Raw genomic sequence first — 18227 nt, 5'->3', positions numbered from 1 at the left:
GTGGGGCCGCGGAGGGGGTGAGGCCGCGGATCGTGGGGCTGCGGATCGGTGGGGCGCGGACGGGCGGGCGTCGTGGATCGGCGGTGTGTGCGGATCCTCATCGGCTCCTGTCAGGAAGCTGACAGCTTCCTGACACCCCCTCCGTACCCTCCGCCCCATGCCGAACGTACCGAGCCGTTCCCCACGCCCGCACAGCAGCACCCGCAGGCGGCCGATCACCGCGGCGGCCCTCGCGGCGGCGGCCGCCGGAGCCGCCCTGCTGGCCACCACCCCCGCCGACGCGGCGCCGCACACCGCCGCAGGCGGCCAGGTGGCGACGCATCAGCAAGCGGTCACCGCCGCGGAGCAGCAGGCGGTGCTCGACTACTGGACCCCCGAGCGCATCGCCGCGCTCACCACGCCGACGTCCGGCAATCCGCCCACGAGCGGCCCCGACGGCGCGCCCTGGACCGCCGGCACCATGCTGCCCAGGACCACGGGGCGGCTGTTCTTCACCGACCACGGCGAGGACAGCAGTTGCACCGCCACCGTCGTCCAGAGCGCCAACCGCAGCACGGTGGTGACCGCGGGCCACTGCGTCGACAACACCGACCTGCTGGGCGAGGACAACCAGTGGGTGGCCAACGAGATGTTCGTGCCCGGCTACCACGACGGCCAGGCGCCGTACGGCAGGTTCGTCGGCCGGCTCGGCGTCGTGGACGCCACCTGGCTGGCCAACGACCAGCAGCACAGCGAGACGTACGACGCCTACGACCAGGCGTTCGTCGTGCTGAACCCGAACGAGCGGGGCCAGACACTCCAGGCCGCCGTCGGTGCCGCACAGAAGATCGGCTTCGACCGGCCCGGCGGCGTGACCGGCTACTCCTTCGGCTACCCGCGCGCCAGCGCCGACCCCGCCCGCGCGGGGCTCCCCGAGTACACCGGTGAGCGCCTCGCGTACTGCACCGGCCAGGCCAGGGAGGACCCCGGCACGCCCGAGTTCCCCGAGCCGCCCGGCCAGTTCGGCCTGCCGTGCGTCATGGGCGGCGGCTCCAGCGGCGGCCCCCGGATCACCGGCCTCGACCCGGCGACGGGCCTGGGCACCGTGGTCGGCGACAACACGCACGGCGCGTTCTTCGACGCCGCCGGCGAGCCCTGCCCGATCGACTCCCACGACGGCTGCGTCCGTTATCTCGTGGGGCCGCAGTTCAGCTCGGCGATCACGCGGCCGCTCTACGAGCGCGCGGCGCAGGAGCAGTAGGCGCGTGGGCGCAGCCTTACTGTGGGGCTCCGCCCCCGCCGACCCGGGGGCGCGGCCTTACGGTCGGGTCCAGCCCCGTGCTCCTCGTCCGGCCGGGGCGGAGCCCCGAAACGGCGGGCCGGGGCGGAGCCCCGCGTGGCACCATCCGGCCATGGACATCACCACACCCGCACGACGATTCGACGGCTGGGCCGTCCTCATCACCGGAGCCGGCCAGGGCATCGGCGAGGCCACCGCGCGGCGGTTCGCGGCGGAGGGAGCCCGCGTCCTGGTCACCGATCTGGAGGCGGGCCGCGCCGAGCGGGTGGCCGGCGCGATCCGCGCCGCGGGCGGCACCGCTGAGCCGGCCGCCTGCGACGTCGCGGACCGCGCCGCGGTGGAGGCGGCCGTGGCCCGCGCGGTGGACGCCTTCGGCGGGCTCGACGTGCTCGTCAACAACGCCTACGCCTGCCACCCCGGCCCCGAACGCTTCGAGGACCACGAAGACGCCCCCTGGCACCAGGACCTCGACGTCACCCTGAACGGAGCCTTCCGCTGCATACGCGCCGCGCTGCCCCGGCTGGCCGCGGCGGGCGGGCGCGGCGCGATCGTCAACGTCGGCTCGGTCAACGGCGAACGCTCCTTCGGCGACCACGCCTACAGCGCCGCCAAGGCCGCCCTCGCCTCCCTCACCCGCACCCTCGCGGTGGAGTGCGCCCCGCGCGGGGTGCGCGTCAACCTGGTGGCGCCCGGCACCATCGACACCCATGCGTGGGACGGCCGCCGCGAGATCCTGGAGCGGGCCGCCGCCCACTACCCGCTGGGCCGCGTCGGCCGCCCCGAGGACATCGCCGCCGCCGTCGCCTTCCTCGCCTCCCCGGACGCGTCCTGGATCACCGGGGTGACGCTCCCGGCCGACGGCGGCCTGCTCGCGAGCAACCTGGGCCTGAACCGGGCGATGCGGCTCCCCGGGCTGCCCGGCTGAACGGGCCCGCGGGGCCCTGCGGTCGGGTGCGGCCGCGGCCCACGCAGCCTTGCGGTCGGGTGCTGCCCCGCGCCCCCTGCAAGACGGTGCTGCGCCTCGACAGGGGCGCGGGACCGTGTCGATGTGCGGCTCCCCCGCGCGGGCGCGACCAGCCACGACGGGAGCCGCCGGGGTGCCACCGTCCCGGAGGGGCAGTCTCCGCTCGCCCGGGCGGCGCGCGTCCGCCTGAGCCCGGACCACCGGCCGGTGGTGGGGTGCGCGCGCGGTTCCCCGCGCCCCTTCCGTGCGGCCCCTCACCGTGCGGTTACCGGAGGCGGGGACCCCTCCCGGGGGTGGCCGCCGACAATGCCGGTGCGCCCAGCCGTTCCGCGAACAGGGGGAGACGAGGATGGACGTCCCGACGCACACCGGGCCCGGGCCCGAACCCGAACCGCCGCCCAAGCCCTCCGGCACTCCTCCGCCCCACCCGCCCGCACCGCCCGCCGCCCCGCCACCCATGCCTCCGGGCCCGCCCCCAGGGCCCCCAGGGCCCCCGGAGCACCCGGAGCACCCGGAGCCCCCGGCGGACGCCTCAGCGGATGCTCCGCCGTACGCCCCGCCGGGCACCCCGCCGTACCGCCCGCCGGGCACCCCTGCGTACCGCCCACCGGGCACCCCGCCGGGCGCCCCCGTGCGCGACGGCCGGCCTGCCGATCCGTTGGCCGTCGCCGTCGGGAACGCCTCCGCGTTCGGCATCGGCTACCTCCTGCTGGGCCGCGGAAGGCTCGCCGCCGCCGCGGCGCTGGGCACAGTCGCGCTCGCCGCCGTGCTGCTCTCCGTCGCCGCACCGTGGTGCGAGATCGCCGTCCTGGCATGGTGGGCGGCCTGCACCGCGCACGGCTGGTTCCTGGCGCGCGGCCGGCGCGGCCCGGTCCACCCGGGCGGCGTGTCGCGTAGGCAGCGCTTCGTCCCGCTCTGCGTCACGCTCCCTGTCCTGCTCGCCGCCGGCCTGCTGAGGTTCGACGCGGACCGGATCGGGGACGGCGTCGGGTCGGCCCGGGAGAGCGGCGACTGCGCCGGGGTGCTGGCCGCCCAGGACCGGGTGTGGTTCGGCAACCGCCTCGCGGACGCCCCGCTGGCCGCCCGCGACGACCGCACCGCCGACGCGTGCCGGCGGCTGGCGGCGGCGGGCCGGCGGCTGACGACCGCCCTCACCGGGGACACCCGGGCGCTGAGCGCCGGCTTCGGCACCCTCTCCGCGGTCCTCGCCGAGCCCGGCAACGAGCACGTCGTCGAGACGGTCCTGGACCGGTTCCTGCGCGGGCTGCCCGCCGAGGACCCGTGCGACACCGTCACCGTGACCGACTGGCTGCGCCACCGCGGCCCGAGCCACGACGTCCTGGACACCTCCGCGCGGACCGCCGCGCACACCGCCCCCGCGGCGCTCGTCGGCTGCGCGGACGACCTGATGGCGGAGAAGGACTGGCGGGCCGCACGGGCGCGCTACCGGCAACTGCTCGACCAGTACCCGCACGACACGCACACGGCCGCGGCGAAGAGCGGCGTCCACAAGGCCACCCTCTCCATCGAGCTGGCGAACGTGAGGAGCCTCCTGGAAGGCCCCACCGACCTCCAGCCCGAGTACTGCTCGAAACCCGCCAGGTACAGCGGCGCCAAGGCCCCCGGCAAGGGCACCAACCGCGCGATGTTCTTCGGCAACGCGTACACGGACAGGCTCCCGGGCTCCTGGCGCACCACCGACCCCGCCCACGCCGTGCTGGTCGTCTGCGCGGGCGAGGCGGAGGACGGCACCGCCGTGCGGACCTGCCCGTACGAGAACGAACACACCCTGAAGGGCTTCCCCACCCAGGTGACGTTCCACAAGATCGCCATCCCGGTGAAGGTGTACGAGCTGCGCACGGGGAAGCGGGTGGCGGACCGAAAGGTGCAGATCAGCGGCACGAGCTGCCCGCGCACCCTGCACTACAGCACCTATTACGTGGACATCGGGCCGCCGTCGGACGTGCAGGTCGAGGCGGACGACGGCGATGTGCGGGCGGCCTTCGAACCGCTGGTCAAGCGGTGACGGCCGGGTGCCGGCACCGGCCGGGCGGCAAGGCGCCGGCCTGGCGTCGAGCGGTGCCGGCGGCGCCGGGAGAGGGCGCACCGCGCTGAATCCCCCGTGGGGCGGCGCCGCCGGCACCGCCCCACGGGGGCCTGACCGGCCGGACGGGGGCCGCTCACCTCACCCGTCCGGCCGGGGTCTCACTCGTCGCGCCCGGTGAGCGGCGCGTTCGACGGCGGGATGATCCGGGCCGTGAGGTCCGGCTCGGGCATGTCCGCGTCGAAGGGGAACATGGGGCGCCGGATGCGGTGGTGGCCGAGCCGGACCAGGTGCTGGTCGACCCCGCCGGGGGTGAGCGCCATCTTCCAGTCGGCGGCCATCGCGAACAGCTCCGGCTCCAGGTACCCGATCTTGACGATCACCAGGTCGGCGCCGCGCGGGTCGAGCGACAGGTCGGTGAAGTCCTTCTCGTGGTGGTACGGCTTGCGCAGCTCCGTGACGATCACGTGCAGGCCGCCCACCCGCAGCACCACCTCGGTGCGCGCGTCGCGGTCGCCGTGCTTGATCGCGTGCACCACACCGGTCAGGGTGACCGGCCCGGCGTGCCGGTCGTCGACCTCCGCGCCCGCGGTCACGGTGACCTCCGCGCCGACGCCCGCCGCCACCGCCGTCGCCACGGCCTTCGGCCCCGGCACCGAGGCGTAGAGGACGGTCGGCCCGTCCTCCGCGGTGAACTCCGGGCGCTGAAGGAGCCGGTGCAGGGTCCAGGTGACGTCGCCGGCGCCGCCCGCGGTCGGGTTGTCGCCGGTGTCGCTGATGAAGTAGGGCCGGGCGGGGGAGGCCAGGGCGGCCGCCAGGCACTCGTCGAGCGTCCCGGTCGGCGCGACGAAGCCGAAGGCGTGCCGGGCATCCCAGAAGCCGCGGGCCAGCCGCTCGGCGCCGGCGGCCACCGCCTCCTCGCCGGGTCCGGTGACGACGACCGCGGCGCGGTTGCGGGGCTCGTCCGCCCAGGCGTAGCCGACCCAGATGGCGGCGTCGGTGACCCCGTCCGCGGCCTCCACCTCGGCGACCGCCGCGTACACGCCGCGGGCCGGCTCGATCCGGGTGGACGTCTGCTCGCCGGCCAGCAGCACCGGCACCGGCACCCAGGCCTTGACGGGGCGGGGCGCGCCGGAGGCCAGCAGGTCGACCAGGTTCCGCGCGGCCCGCTCCTTGGTCTCCATGGCGTCCTCGTGCGGCGCCATCCGGTAGCAGGTGATCAGGTCGCTGCGGTGCGCCAGCTCCCGGGAGACGTTGCCGTGCAGGTCCATCGAGGTGGAGACGATCACGTCGGGGCCGACCGTCTCGCGGATCCTGGCCAGCAGGACCGCCTCGGGGTCGTCCAGGCCCTCCACCGACATGGCGCCGTGGATGTCGTACCAGAGGCCGTCCACGGGCGGCAGCGCCGCGAGCCGTTCGATCAGCTCGTCGGAGAGCTCCGCGAACGCCCCGGCGGTGACCGTGCCGCCCGGCAGCGACTTGCCGACGAGCGCCCCGCGCCAGTCGGCCGCCTCGCGCAGCGGCTCGCCGGGCGCGAGGAACGGATAACGGGTGAGGACGTCGTCGCCGCGCAGCGGGTGGAAGGCGGGGGCCTCGGTGCGGGCGGGTGAGAACGTGGACGACTCGATGCCGAGCCCGGCGATGGCGATCACGGGGTGGGCGACGGGGGTGCGGGGGTGTGGCTCTGGCATGGCTCCTCTTCGGGGTTCGCCGTCAGCTCTGACGGGGGCTCGCCGTCAGCCGTCGGCGTCCCGGCCGCGGTGCGGCGCGGAACGCGGGCGGGCGCTGCCGGTGGTGGGCGGGGTGATGGCCTCCAGGGCGTGCGACAGCGCGCTCTGCAGCGCGAACTGGCCGGCGCCCACCAGGCCGGCATCGGCGCCGAGGCTGGCCCGCTCGATCACCAGGTGCTCCGTGACCAGCGGGTGGCAGGCCTCGTAGAGCCGGCTGCGCACGGCGGCGACGAGGGGTTCCAGCGTGGACAGGATGCCGCCCAGGTACACGGCGTCCGGGTTGAAGAAGTTGACGTTGGCGGCCAGCACCGTGCCCAGGTGGCGGCCGGCCTGGCGGACGGCGAGGGTGCTCCGCGGGTCGCCGTCCGACGCGAGCCGGACGACGTCCTGAAGCGAGTCGGCCGCCACGCCCTGCTCGCGCAGGATCCGCACCAGCGCGGCGCCGGAGGCCAGCGTCTCCAGGCAGCCGGTGTTCCCGCAGGAGCAGGGCCGGTCGTCCGCGGCCTCGATCCGGACGTGCGTGATGTCGCCCGCGGCGCCGGTCGCGCCCCGGTACAGCCGGCCCTCGGCGATGACGCCGGCGCCTATCGCGGAGCCCATCTTCACCGTGATCGACTGCCGCCGCCCGGCGGGCTGGGCGCTGTGCTCGCCGACGGCCATGCAGTTGGCGTCGTTGTCGACGGCGGCCGGCACCCCGAACCGCTCCTGGAGCCAGTCCCGGACGGGGAACCGGTGCCAGCCCGGCATCCTGGACGGCAGGGTCACCATCCCGGAGGCGATGTCCACGGGACCGGGGAGGGAGAAGCCGACGCCCTTCATCAGGTCGCGGCCGCGGCGCCCGGCCAGCTCCTCCAGCGTCTGAGCGAGCCGCGGCAGCGCCGCCTCGGGCCCCTCCTCGATCATCAGCGGCACGGTTGCCACGTCCGTGAGACCGCCGCCCGGCAGCACCGCGCCCACCCGGGCGTGCCGGCTGCCGAGGTCCGCGGCGACCACGTACCCGTCCGAGCCGCCCAGCCGGAGCACCTTCCTGGGGCGCCCGCCGGTGGAGGAGCGGGTGCCCTGCTCCGCGACGAGCCCGTGCGCCACGAGCTGGCCGACGGTGAGCGAGATGGTGGACGGCGCCGCGCCCGTGAGGTCGGCCAGCTCGGTGCGTGACTCCGCCTGCCCGGAGGCGAGCAGTTCGAGGATGCGCATGGCCACGGAGGTGGCACCGGTGGTGCTCCTCCGCTGGGACGCGCTTTTTTCATCCATGGACGCAGTAACTTCCGCCGGCGGGGTCGGGGCGCGGGAACCACTCCCACGATGGGGGGAGCGTAGCTCTCAACAGACAGATGATCAGCCCGAATACGAAAGAACTAATCTGGGCGAAATGGTCTGAACGGGATACCTCGTCCGCCCCAGGTGTCTTTTTTTGGCACAGCAGAAACTTACTTTTTACGACTTCCCGTTTGTTTCTTCGGCCCTTATGGTCGTTGACTGGCTCAGCCAACACGCTGCTCACGCGTGTCACCCAGGTTCCCGGCGGACGTACCGGGCCCGTTCACTCCTGAAGAGGAGAGCCATGTTCCTTGCTGCCACGGTGGCCCGCCGGCGCCGTCCGGCGATCCTCGCCGGTGCCCTTGTCTCAGCGGGCGCGCTGCTCGCGGGCTGCTCCGGGACGAGCGGTTCGTCGTCCGGTTCGTCGTCCGACGCCGTCAACTACGCGCTGCCCGCCAACTTCACCCCGAACTGGATCCTGCCCATCGGGACCGCGGCGCACCTCAACACCAACAACAACGCGATCATCGCCAGCCTCTGGGAGCCGCTCGTCGCCTACGACGGCTCCACCGGGAAGATCGCCTGGAACAAGAACGGCTCCATAGCCACCGCCGCCGACTTCGCCAAGGACGGCAAGAGCGTCACCGTCACCCTCGGCGACCGGCACTGGAGCGACGGCAAGCCGGTCACCTCCCGCGACGTGGAGTTCTGGTACAACGTCGTCAAGGCCAACAAGGCCCAGTGGGCCGGCTACAGCCCCGGCAAGGCGCCGGACAACTGGACGTCGTTCAAGACGGTCGACGCGACACACTTCACCCTCACGTTCGACAAGGCCTACAACAGCCAGTGGATGCTGGCCAACGAGCTCAGCCAGATCACGCCCATGCCGCAGCACGCCTGGGACAAGACGGGCGACGCGGCGAAGGTGTCCGACGCCGACCGCACGGCCACCGGCGCCAAGCAGGTGTGGACCTACCTCAACGGCGCCGCGAAGCACATCGCCCAGTACGCCTCCGACCCGCTGTGGAAGACGATCAGCGGGCCCTACGCGATCAAGTCGTTCTCCACCGCGGGCAAGGTCGTCCTCACCGCCAACAAGAAGTACGACGGCGGCGAGAAGCCCAGCATCGCCACCGTGAACCTGCTGCCGTTCACCACCACGGACGCCGAGAAGAACGCGCTGCGCTCCGGGCGCGTCGACTACGGCTACATCGACGCCACCGACCTGGACGAGAAGGGCCAGTTCACCACCCAGGGCTACAAGATCAAGCCCTGGACGGGCTGGGCGATCACCTACCTGCCGTACAACTTCAACAACCCCACCATGGGGCCCGTCTTCAAGCAGCTCTACGCCCGCCAGGCGATCCAGGAGTCCATCGACCAGACCACCCTGGCCAAGGTCGTCTGGGGCGGCACCGCGGTGCCCGGCTACGGCCCCGTCCCGCAGGCGCAGCTGTCCTCGTTCCTCTCGAAGGAGCAGAAGGAGAACCCCTACCCGTTCTCCACGAGCAAGGCCAAGGAACTGCTCACCAGCCACGGCTGGACCCTCCAGAACGGCGTGCTGACCTGCACCACGCCCGGCAGCGGTGACTCCGCGTGCGGCGAGGGCGTGAAGGCGGGCACGAAGTTCCAGATGCAGCTGCTGTCGCAGTCCGGCTCCACCGTCACCGACAACATGATGAGCGCGATCCAGTCCTCGCTGGAGAAGACCGGGATCAAGCTCTCCATCAAGACCGCGCCCGTGAACTCGGTGCTCTCCCAGACCCCGCAGTGCACCAAGGACCAGCCGATCTGCAAGTGGCAGCTCTCGTTCTTCGGCACCGCCGGCAGCTGGTACTTCCCGGCCTACCCGACCGGTGACTCGCTCTTCCAGAGCAAGGGCGGCTCGAACTTCGGCAACTACTCCAACCCCGAGGTCGACAAGCTGATCGACGCGTCCACCACGTCCGACTCGCCGAAGGCGATGCAGGACTACAGCGCGGCGCTCGCCAAGGACCTGCCGGTGGTGTGGCTGCCCGAGCCGGACTACCAGATCTCGGTCGTCAACGGCCGCCTGACCGGGTTCTTCCAGGACTCGCTCGCGGAGTTCCACCCGGCCCAGTGGAAGTGGAACAAGTGAGCACGCCCGACGGAGCAGTGGGCCCGCCGGGCCGAGGGCACGTCCTCGGCCGGGTGGGCCCGCTCGGCCGCCCCCGCACCACCGCGCCCCACCGACCGGAAGTCCCATGGCCAACCTCCTCTACCTGACCAGGCGGGTCCTCCAGGCCGTCGTGGTGATCCTCATCGTGACGGTGGTGGTGTTCTGCCTCCTGCACGCGCTCCCCGGGGGCCCGGCCCGCGGCATCCTGGGCCCCCAGGCGACCGCGCAGCAGATCGCGCAGTTCAACCACGAGCAGGGCCTCGACAAGCCGCTGCCCGTGCAGTACGCGTACTACCTGCGCACGCTCTTCCACGGTGACCTGGGCACGTCCTACACGCTCAACGAAGGGGTGTCCCAGCTCATCGCGCAACGGCTGCCGAAGACGCTGGTGCTCACCGTGCTCTCCGCGATCGTCGGGCTGGTCCTGGCGGTCCCGCTCGGCATGTGGCAGGCGGTGCGGCGCAACAAGCCCACCGACTACGTGATCACCACCCTGAGCTTCGTCGCCTACTCGACGCCGGTGTACTTCCTGGGGCTGATCCTGGTGCTGGTCTTCACCCAGCTGCTGCCCTGGTTCCCGTCCCAGGCGCCGCAGGGCGACTCGCTCGGGCAGGTCTTCGCCGATTCCAACGCGCTGGTCCTGCCGGTGATCGCGGGCGCCACCTCCATGGTGGCCGTGTTCAGCCGGTACATGCGCGCGGCGACCCTGGAGAACCTCTCCGAGGACTACGTCAGGACCGCCCGCGCCGGCGGCTCACGGCAGCGGGCGATCCTCTGGCGGCACGTGTTCCGCAACTCCCTCACGCCGGTGGTGGCGATGCTCGGTTACTACGTGCCCGTGCTCTTCGGCGGCTCGCTCGTGGTCGAGCAGCTCTTCAACTACCCGGGCATGGGCCTGCTGTTCTGGAGCGCCGCGCAGTCCTCCGACTACCCGGTGCTGCTCGGCTGCGTCCTCGTCATCTCCGTCGCCACCGTCGTCGGCACCCTGCTCGCCGACGTCCTCCAACGGTTCATCGACCCCCGAGTGAAGGCAGGCACGTCATGAGCGCCGTCCTCCAACCGGGCCAGGCCCCCGGTGTCCGGCCGCCCGGCGTGCCCGAGGCAGTGGCCGCAAGCTCCGGCGTCCGCCTCGCCCTGCGCCGCTTCGCCCGCAACCGGCTCGCCGTCGCGGGGCTCGCGGTGGTCGTGTTCTTCGTGCTGTTCTGCTTCATCGGCCCGCTTCTGTACGCCACCGACCAGACCCACACCACCCTCACGCAGGTGAACCTGCCGCCCAGTGGTGCCCATCTGCTCGGCACCGACGCGGTCGGCCACGACGAGCTGGGCCGGCTGATGTTCGGCGGCAAGGTGTCCCTGCTGGTGGGCATCGCGGCCGGTGTCCTCGCGACCGTCATCGGCACCCTCTGGGGCTCCGCGGCCGGCTACGCGGGCGGCTGGACCGACGCGGTCATGATGCGCATCGTCGACGCCGGCATCGCGATCCCCGCGCTGTTCATCCTGCTCGTGGTCTCCGCGATCTCGACGCCCGGCATCGGCGGCCTCATCCTCATCCTGGGCCTGGTGTCCTGGCTGGTGCCGTCCCGTCTCATCCGGGCCGAGACGCTCACGCTGAAGAACCGGGACTACATCCTGACGCTGCGCGCCATCGGCGGCACCCACAGCCGGGCGATCCTGCGGCACATCCTGCCGAACTCGGTCTCCACCATCGTCGTCGCGGCCACCTTCCAGGTCGCCGACGCCATCCTGCTCGTCGCCTACGTCTCCTACCTGGGCCTCGGCGTGCAGCCGCCGTCCACCGACTGGGGCGGCATGCTCTCCTCCGGCCTCACGGCCGCCTACTCGGGCCGCTGGTGGTTGATCGTGCCGCCCGGCCTCGCCATCATCCTCGTGGTGTGCGCGTTCAACGCCATCGGCGACGGGCTGCGGGACGCCTTCGACGTGAGGGGACGCGGATGACCGCCGCCACGAAGACCAACGGGACGACCGGGGGCACCGCCGCCGAGCCGATCCTCACGCTCGCCGGCCTCGGCGTCACCTTCACCACCGAGACCGGTGACGTGCCCGCCGTCCGCGGTGTCTCCCTGGACATCGCGCCCGGCGAGACCCTCGCCCTGGTCGGCGAGTCGGGCTCCGGCAAGTCCACCGTGGCGCTCGCCGCGATGGGACTGCTGCCTTCCAACGCCCGCGCCACCGGCTCCGCCACCGTCGGCGGCCGGGAGGTCGTCGGCACCCCCGAGGCCGACCTCGCCCGGCTGCGCGGCCGGGCGGCGTCGATGGTGTTCCAGGAGCCCGCCACCGCGCTCGACCCGCTGACGCGGGTCGGCGCGCAGATCGCCGAGGTGATCCGCAACCACCGGACGGTGCCGGCCCGCGAGGCCGCGCGGGAGGCCGTCGACCTGCTGCGCCGCGTCGGCATCCCCGACCCGCAGCAGCGCGCGTCCGCCTTCCCGTTCCAGCTCTCCGGCGGCCAGCGGCAGCGCGTGGTCATCGCCATGGCGATCGCCAACAGCCCCCGCCTGCTGATCGCGGACGAGCCGACCACCGCGCTCGACGTCACCGTGCAGGCGGAGATCCTGGACCTGCTGCGGGCCCTCGCCGCCGACTCCGGCACCGGCGTGCTGCTCGTCACCCACAACATGGGCGTGGTCGCGGACTTCGCCGACCGGGTCGCCGTCATGCTCGACGGCGAGATCGTCGAGACCGGCCCCGTCGAGGAGGTCCTGCTGCGCCCGCGGCACGACTACACCAAGCGGCTGCTGGGGGCGGTGCCGCGGCTGGCGGTGGCGGAGGGCGGCTCCGCGGCGGTGCCGGAGGGCGGCTCCGGCGCGGTCGCCAAGGGCGGTTCGGGGGCGGTCGCGGAGGGCGGTTCGGGGGTGGTCGCGGAGGGCGCTTCCACGTCGCCCGCCGGGCGCGCCGACGGGGCGGATACCGTGTCGGCGGCCGAGCCGCCGTCCGGGTCGGCCGCCGAGCCGCCGTCCGGTGCCGGCGCCGGGCCGGCCGCCGGGCCCACCGCCGGGCCGGCCGCCGGGCCCACCGCCGTCCAGGAGCCGGTGCCGGCCGGGGACACGGGCCCTGCCGGAGACCGCGGCACCGCGGCAGCCACCGGTACCGCCGGACACCGCGGCACCGCGGCAGCCACCGGTACCGCCGGACACCGCGGCACCGCGGCAGCCACCGGCGCCCCCGGACACGACGGCGCCGCCGACGGCCCCGGCACCCCCGGCACCCCCGGCACCCCCGGCACCCCCGGCACCCCCGGGAACACCGTGGTCGCCCTGCGCGGGGTGTCCGTGCGGTTCGGGCGGGGGCCGGGGGCCGTGCAGGCGCTCGACGGCGTGACGCTGACCGTGCGGGCGGGCGAGACCGTCGGCCTGGTCGGCGAGTCGGGCTCCGGCAAGTCCACCGCGGCCCGGGTCGCGCTCGGGCTCGTCCAGCCGTCCGCCGGATCCGTCGAGCTCTTCGGCGCGGACCTCCGCAGGTCCCGCGGCCGCGCCCGCCGCGCCCTGCTCGCCGGCGTCGGGGTGGTGCTACAGGACCCGGTGGCCTCGCTCGACGCGCGGATGAGCGTCGCGGAGTGCGTCGCCGAGCCGCTGTACGTGCACAAGGTCCGGATGTCGGGGGCCGAGCGCCGGGCCCGGGTCGCGGACGCCCTCGAACGCGTCCACCTGCCCCGGGCGCTGGCGAACCGGGCGCCGCGCGAGCTGTCCGGCGGCCAGCGCCAGCGGGTCAGCCTGGCCCGCGCCCTGGTCCTCGAACCCCGGCTGCTGGTCGCCGACGAGCCGACCAGCGCGCTCGACGTCAGCGTGCAGGCGGCGGTGCTGGAGGTGGTGGGCGAGTTGCAGGACGAGTTCGGCTTCGCCTGCCTGTTCGTCTCCCACGACCTCGCCGTCGTCCAGCACTTCGCGCAGCGCGTCGTCGTGATGCGCGCGGGACGTATCGAGGAGCAGGGCAGCACCGCTACCACGCTGCTCCACCCCGACACGGACTACACCCGAAGGCTGATCGCGGCCGTGCCCGTGCCGGACCCGGTGCTCCAGCGCCGCCGGCGCACGGCACGGCAGGCCGCGCTCGCCGCGGGCAGGACGGCGGCCGGGGAGTGAGCGACACATCCCCGGCCCGGGGCACGCACGACGCGTCCCCGGGGCCCGGCCCGGTGCCCGAGGCGCCGGGGCGGGGTGTGCCGGCGGTGGTTCCGGCGGGCGGCCCGGTGTCCGAGGTGCGGGGGCGGGGTGTGCCGGCGGAGGCGGCGGGCGGCCCGGTGTCCGGGGAGCCGGGGCGCGGGGTGCCGCCCGAGGTGGGGGCGCCCGGTTCGGTGTCCGAGGAGCCGGCGCACGGCGTGCCGCCCGAGGCACCGGCGCCCGGCCCGGCACCCGGAGTGCCCGCGTGGCGCCAGGGGCCCGAGGTGTTCGCCGGCGTCGACATCGGCGGCACCACCACGCAGGTGGTGCTCTGCACCGCCGACCTCACCGTGGTCGGCGGCACCGAGGTGCCCACCCCCGCGGCCGAGGGCGGCAAGGCGATGGTCGGCGCCGCGCTGGACGCCCTGCGGGAGCTGCTGGAGACGGCCGGGTTCCGGCTGGCCGGTGTCGGGGTGGGTGCGGCGGGCGTCGTGGACGCACGGGCCGGCCGCGTCCTCGTCGCCAGCGACTCCTTCCACGAGTGGGCCGGCTTCCCGGTGACCGACACCGTCGAGGCGGCGCTCGGTGTGCCGGCCTTCCTCGACAACGACGTCAACGCGTTCCTGCGCGGCGAGGCGACCAAGGGCGCCGTCGCGGGCGAGACCCATGTGCTGGGGATGACCCTCGGCACCGGCGTCGGCGGGGCGCTCTGGGTGGACGGCGCCCTGCTCGACGGACCGCACGGCGCCGCCGGCGAGATCGGGCACATCCCCGGCTTCGGGGACCTGCCCTGCACGTGCGGGGGCCGCGGCCACCTGGAGACGCTGGCGTCCGGACGGTCGATCTCCGCGCGGTACGCCGAGCGGACCGGACGCCACCGCACCGCCCGGGAGGTCGCGGAGGCGGGTGCCCGGGACGACCCGGACGCCGTCGCCGTCTTCGAGGCGGCCGGCGCGGCGATCGCCCGCGCGCTCCTGATCACCGCGGGCCTCGCGGACATCACGACCGCGGTGATCGGCGGCGGCGTCAGCCGCGCCTGGCCCCTCCTCGCCCCCCTCATCCGCGCCGCACTCGCCGCGGAGCCCCCGGTCAGCGGCCACCCGATCCGCGTCGTACGCACCCGCCTCGGCAGCCGAGCGGTCGCCGTTGGCGCGGCGTCGCGGGCCCGGCGGGAGCTGGGCGCGGGGGCGGCACGGGGGGTGTGAGGCCGGGGCGCGCCCCGGGCGCGGCCTGCCCCGGCGGACGGCCGTGGCATGTGGTGTGCGCAGCCGAGGCCCTTCCTCCGGCGCGCCGCGCCGGCTGGAAGCGTGGCCGCGCGCTGGGCCGGGGCCGCGCGCTTGTCCCGGTCTGCCGGCCCTTATGCGGTCCACCCGCACCGAGACCGGTGGAGGCCGCGTTCCCGAGTCGCCGGTCAGCTCTTCAGCGCCGCGACGTCGCGGGCGCGTTCCGTCAGTTCCCGCACTGGCCGCGCGCCCGCGTGCCGGTTGAGTTGCGCGCGCATCGTCGCGAAATGGTCGTCACCCCGTGCGGACGAGACGTGTTCGTACTCATGGAGAAACCGTCCCCATGAGTCGCAGGACGCCTCCAGGTGCCCGTGCGCGTACTGCCGTTGGGCGAGCAACGCGTATGCGTGCACGCGGCCTTGTCGCTCCACCTCGGGCTGCACCTTGATCGATTGCTGGAGAGCCTTGATGCTGCCGGGCAGATCACGCTCCTCGTACAGCACGTGCGACACGTGGAACAACCACGCCGTTCGGTCGTACCCACCGATCGCATCGCGCCGGTTGTCGGCCTTGGACAGCGCGTCTTCGGCTTCGCGCAGCCGCGTGTGAGCCATCCGACGATCGCCGACCATGCTCGCCGCATGTGCTTGCTGTCCTCGCAGGAAGGCCACCAGGCGAGGGCCCGCCGCGGGTGCGGCTTCCGCTGCGGAATCGGCGAGTTCCAGCGCCTTGCGGCCGTAACCAAGATTAGAGGCCTGCAAGCTCATGCCGCGCAGTGTCCGGCAGTAGGTCACGTGGTCCTGAGCCTCGCGGGCCAGCTTCAGTGCCTTGATGTAGTAGGTCTGTCCAAGGCCGTGGGCCTTCTCGTACATGGCCATCCACCCTGTGAGGTAGGTCAGGTCAGAGGCGGCGGCGAGCATGTCGAGACGGACCCGTCCGCTGGCTTGTGCACGCAGCCAGGGACCGACCGTGTTGACGAGAAAGGCTGCGGCCATGGGCCGTGCATGGCCTGCGCCGAGTTCGTCAAGGATGTCCGCGATGCGTTCCGTCATGGTGCGCACCGCGGCGACCTGCAAGGCACCGATACGAACCGTCTTCTTGCCCGAGCCCGCAGGGCGCTCGGCGGCGTGCGCCGGGATGGAGAACCCGGGGACAGCCAGAGCCGCCGAGAACACGCCCGTAGCAAGGGCATTACGCCGTGATGGATCCATATCCGCCCTTCCAAGGTCGATCAACTCTTCGACGGTGTCTGACCTCTCCGCGCCCAGGACGGACGGCGCGGTCGTGAGACCCGCCTCGGCGTGCGTGACCGGCCTACCCAGCTCGGCCGACAATGCCTCGATGATCAGGGCCCTGGCCTCAGGCTTCGGGCGTGCACCGCTGATCCAGTGCGAAACAGTGGACTGGCTGTAGGTGAGGTCCAAGCCAGCTTGCGACCCCAGCCGATTCACACGCTGCGCGAGCTGCGTTCGCGTCATCTTCGCCTGGTCGAGCAGGCGCGCCAGGGCGGAGTTGGCTGTGCGCTTGTTCGTGGCCATGCCTCATCTCCCGCGGAGTTCATGGCGTTCACGGTCCCACCGGCTTCCAACGGTACCCGCGGAGGGTGATCGAGCGGTTACATCTTCAGCGAGCCCCGGTGGTCTCGGCCAGCTCCTGGCCATGGCCGAAGCACCGGGCCCCACTCACCCGAGAGACGTGCTTCTTGACGTGCGCCCCGGCGACCGCGTCACCGGCCCCGTGGGCCACGGCCGACTGCAAGGGAGTCGACTTGAACGAACGTAACGCTCTATCCACTGCGTTGACGAGTGAGTCTCCGGACATTGCACGGATGCGTGCTGCCGCGGCCGGACTGCTCGACGCTGATGCGCCGCTTCCGCGGTTCGACGAACTGGACGAGATGACGGCACGGCTGCGCGGTTTCCTGAAGGTTCTGATCCCGCAAGTGGAGGACGCGGCCCGGAGGCTACCCGACGAGCACGCGGTCCGGGTCAGCGCTCTGACCGCCGTCGCCAACGCCCGCGTGGTACTCGACGCCGACCCGGGCCCGGGCCTGGTCTCCTCGACCCGGCACGCCCGCAGCCTCGCCCACGAGCTTGCGTGGCTGTGCGACCACCACAGCCTGCTGGTCCCTGCTCAGACCGGTGAGGCGGTATGAGCGCGGCAAGCGGCAGGGAGCCGGACCCGCTGGAGGTGGGAGGCCGGGTGTCGTCCGAGTCCTACGGCTTCACGGGCGGCGAGGTCGTGATGGATCTGGGCGTGGGTCTGCTCAGGATCCAGCTCGACCGGAGTGAGATGACCGTCCGACGGCACCTCCTGAGGCCTGCCACCGAAGAAGAGGTCGCAGCGGCGAACCAGAGGCGGTTGCGCGTCGACGAAGAGCGCTCGGCACCGCACTTCTGATCGCAGCTGACGACGCATTCAATTCCGGAAATCAGTCGATGCGTACACGGCCTGGAACCCTCGCGCACCAAAGGAAGGAAAGGTATGACAACCGTAGCGGGATCGAGCGAGACCCTGAAAGAGACGGGCTTCGGGCGTTTATGGCTGGACCTGACGCGTAAGTGCCAACTGGAGTGCAGGCACTGCTATAACGAGTCCGGTCCGGAACGGCAAGCATGGAGACATGACGACCGAGGACTGGATTCGTGTGCTCGATGAAGCCAACGAGTACGGTATCCGCGACGTCCAGTTCATCGGGGGAGAGCCGACCATGCACCCCGCCTTCTCGGACCTGGCTGATCATGCTCTGGACATCGGCATGACTGCTGAGGTCTTCAGTAATCTGGTACATGTCCCCGCCGGGTACTGGAACCTGTTCCAGCGGCAGGGGCTGCGCCTGGCCACGTCCTACTACTCGGCCGACGCCGGGAAGCACAACGCGATCAGCGCACGCACCAGCCACAGGTACACTCGGGCGAACATCGAGCAGGCCGTCGGACGCGGCATCCCCTTGCGTGTCGGCATCATCGTCGACGGCGACAGCCAAGACGTTCCGGATGCCCGGCACGATCTGGAGGCTCTGGGTGTCAAAGAGATCCACGTTGATCGAGTTCGGCCGTTCGGGCGGGGCAGGCACGGTCAGGAGCCGGATACATCCGCCCTCTGTGGCCGATGCGGTTCCGGTCAGGCAGCGGTCAGCCCGACAGGTGACGTCTCTCCCTGCGTTCTCTCCGGCTGGCTGAGTTTCGGAAACGTCCACGACACACCGCTGGCGGACATTCTCGGTGGTGAAGCCGCACGCCGTACCCGGAGCGCCATTCGCCACGCGCGCCGTGGCGGTGACGACGATGACGGTGACGAGGACCCCGAGGACGAGGAGTCTCGCCGGTTTCCCGGGCAGTTCGTGCAGTCCACGGAATTGAAGGAGCGATGGACGAGTCTCTTCCGGGAGAAGGCTTTCGGAGACTGATCAGCCCCCACACGGGTGCCATCCATGGCACGGCGCGCCCCATCACGCCGGGACACGGTTCGG

At 73.0% G+C, this 18227-nt stretch carries 14 protein-coding genes; 11 read left to right on the top strand and 3 right to left on the bottom strand.

All coding sequences use genetic code 11. From position 1 onward, the window contains the following. The first annotated feature begins 157 nt into the window (after positions 1 to 157). The 3 genes from ACSMXW_RS13120 to ACSMXW_RS13110 all read left to right on the top strand — a co-directional run bounded on the left by ACSMXW_RS13120 (position 158) and on the right by ACSMXW_RS13110 (position 4269). On the top strand, positions 158 to 1240 hold the full coding sequence (locus ACSMXW_RS13120) for a trypsin-like serine peptidase (protein ID WP_485806352.1): 1083 nt from the start codon (positions 158 to 160) through the stop codon (positions 1238 to 1240). Positions 1241 to 1391: 151 nt separating this feature from the next. Continuing rightward, positions 1392 to 2204 carry an SDR family NAD(P)-dependent oxidoreductase gene (locus ACSMXW_RS13115; protein ID WP_485806350.1) on the top strand — a complete coding sequence of 271 codons (813 nt, stop codon included), beginning with the start codon at positions 1392 to 1394 and terminating at the stop codon, positions 2202 to 2204. 670 nt (positions 2205 to 2874) lie between these two features. Further along, positions 2875 to 4269 carry a hypothetical protein gene (locus ACSMXW_RS13110; RefSeq protein WP_485806348.1) on the top strand — a complete coding sequence of 465 codons (1395 nt, stop codon included), beginning with the start codon at positions 2875 to 2877 and terminating at the stop codon, positions 4267 to 4269. A 179-nt stretch (positions 4270 to 4448) separates the two neighbouring features. Here ACSMXW_RS13110 and ACSMXW_RS13105 read toward each other — a convergent pair whose 3' ends face one another. Continuing rightward, a complete protein-coding gene (locus tag ACSMXW_RS13105; RefSeq protein WP_485806347.1) occupies positions 4449 to 5978 on the bottom strand; it encodes a M81 family metallopeptidase in 1530 nt (509 codons plus the stop codon). Positions 5979 to 6023: 45 nt separating this feature from the next. After that, complete coding sequence (locus tag ACSMXW_RS13100; RefSeq protein WP_485806345.1) at positions 6024 to 7268, bottom strand: ROK family protein; 1245 nt, start codon at positions 7266 to 7268, stop codon at positions 6024 to 6026. A gap of 310 nt (positions 7269 to 7578) precedes the next feature. Here ACSMXW_RS13100 and ACSMXW_RS13095 point away from each other — a divergent pair, with 310 nt between their 5' ends. From ACSMXW_RS13095 to ACSMXW_RS13075, 5 genes are all read left to right on the top strand, one after another. Beyond that, entirely contained in the window at positions 7579 to 9393 is a 1815-nt protein-coding gene (locus ACSMXW_RS13095; RefSeq protein ID WP_485806343.1) for a peptide ABC transporter substrate-binding protein, read from the top strand. A gap of 106 nt (positions 9394 to 9499) precedes the next feature. Further along, on the top strand, positions 9500 to 10459 hold the full coding sequence (locus ACSMXW_RS13090) for an ABC transporter permease (RefSeq protein WP_485806342.1): 960 nt from the start codon (positions 9500 to 9502) through the stop codon (positions 10457 to 10459). Beyond that, entirely contained in the window at positions 10456 to 11370 is a 915-nt protein-coding gene (locus tag ACSMXW_RS13085) for an ABC transporter permease (RefSeq protein ID WP_485806341.1), read from the top strand. The genes ACSMXW_RS13090 and ACSMXW_RS13085 overlap by 4 nt, the downstream gene beginning before the upstream one ends. Beyond that, positions 11367 to 13514, top strand: coding sequence for a dipeptide ABC transporter ATP-binding protein (locus tag ACSMXW_RS13080; protein ID WP_485806340.1), 2148 nt, complete (start codon positions 11367 to 11369; stop codon positions 13512 to 13514). Before ACSMXW_RS13085 ends, ACSMXW_RS13080 begins: the two co-directional genes overlap by 4 nt. A 302-nt stretch (positions 13515 to 13816) precedes the next feature. After that, complete coding sequence (locus tag ACSMXW_RS13075) at positions 13817 to 14737, top strand: ROK family protein (protein ID WP_485807985.1); 921 nt, start codon at positions 13817 to 13819, stop codon at positions 14735 to 14737. Between the two features lie 206 nt (positions 14738 to 14943). Here ACSMXW_RS13075 and ACSMXW_RS13070 read toward each other — a convergent pair whose 3' ends face one another. Beyond that, positions 14944 to 16293, bottom strand: coding sequence for an NsdA family TPR-like regulatory protein (locus ACSMXW_RS13070; protein ID WP_485806338.1), 1350 nt, complete (start codon positions 16291 to 16293; stop codon positions 14944 to 14946). A 290-nt stretch (positions 16294 to 16583) separates the two neighbouring features. On the opposite strand from ACSMXW_RS13070, the gene ACSMXW_RS13065 reads away from it, so the two are divergent. From ACSMXW_RS13065 to ACSMXW_RS13055, 3 genes are all read left to right on the top strand, one after another. Next, positions 16584 to 16910, top strand: a complete 327-nt coding sequence (locus ACSMXW_RS13065; protein WP_485806337.1) for a DUF6415 family natural product biosynthesis protein — start codon at positions 16584 to 16586, stop codon at positions 16908 to 16910. Next, entirely contained in the window at positions 16907 to 17155 is a 249-nt protein-coding gene (locus tag ACSMXW_RS13060; protein WP_485806335.1) for a hypothetical protein, read from the top strand. The genes ACSMXW_RS13065 and ACSMXW_RS13060 overlap by 4 nt, the downstream gene beginning before the upstream one ends. Before the next feature lie 223 nt (positions 17156 to 17378). After that, the gene (locus tag ACSMXW_RS13055; RefSeq protein WP_485806334.1) at positions 17379 to 18164 is read left to right on the top strand and encodes a radical SAM/SPASM domain-containing protein; all 786 of its coding nucleotides are present in this window, start codon (positions 17379 to 17381) and stop codon (positions 18162 to 18164) included. The last annotated feature ends 63 nt before the right edge of the window (positions 18165 to 18227 follow it).

Source organism: Streptomyces sp. DSM 116793, assembly GCF_057320905.1.
The sequence above is the reverse complement of the archived record's forward strand: the minus strand, read 5'-3'. Positions and strand labels throughout refer to the sequence as shown.

Bases quoted from the DNA above. Each gene is read 5' to 3' on its own strand.
- ACSMXW_RS13065 (WP_485806337.1), top strand. From the start codon at position 16,584: ATGCGTGCTGCCGCGGCCGGACTGCTCGACGCTGATGCGCCGCTTCCG.
- ACSMXW_RS13105 (WP_485806347.1), bottom strand. From the start codon at position 5,978: ATGCCAGAGCCACACCCCCGCACCCCCGTCGCCCACCCCGTGATCGCC.
- ACSMXW_RS13120 (WP_485806352.1), top strand. From the start codon at position 158: ATGCCGAACGTACCGAGCCGTTCCCCACGCCCGCACAGCAGCACCCGC.
- ACSMXW_RS13090 (WP_485806342.1), top strand. From the start codon at position 9,500: ATGGCCAACCTCCTCTACCTGACCAGGCGGGTCCTCCAGGCCGTCGTG.
- ACSMXW_RS13080 (WP_485806340.1), top strand. From the start codon at position 11,367: ATGACCGCCGCCACGAAGACCAACGGGACGACCGGGGGCACCGCCGCC.
- ACSMXW_RS13055 (WP_485806334.1), top strand. From the start codon at position 17,379: ATGACGACCGAGGACTGGATTCGTGTGCTCGATGAAGCCAACGAGTAC.
- ACSMXW_RS13085 (WP_485806341.1), top strand. From the start codon at position 10,456: ATGAGCGCCGTCCTCCAACCGGGCCAGGCCCCCGGTGTCCGGCCGCCC.
- ACSMXW_RS13115 (WP_485806350.1), top strand. From the start codon at position 1,392: ATGGACATCACCACACCCGCACGACGATTCGACGGCTGGGCCGTCCTC.
- ACSMXW_RS13060 (WP_485806335.1), top strand. From the start codon at position 16,907: ATGAGCGCGGCAAGCGGCAGGGAGCCGGACCCGCTGGAGGTGGGAGGC.
- ACSMXW_RS13100 (WP_485806345.1), bottom strand. From the start codon at position 7,268: ATGGATGAAAAAAGCGCGTCCCAGCGGAGGAGCACCACCGGTGCCACC.
- ACSMXW_RS13070 (WP_485806338.1), bottom strand. From the start codon at position 16,293: ATGGCCACGAACAAGCGCACAGCCAACTCCGCCCTGGCGCGCCTGCTC.
- ACSMXW_RS13095 (WP_485806343.1), top strand. From the start codon at position 7,579: ATGTTCCTTGCTGCCACGGTGGCCCGCCGGCGCCGTCCGGCGATCCTC.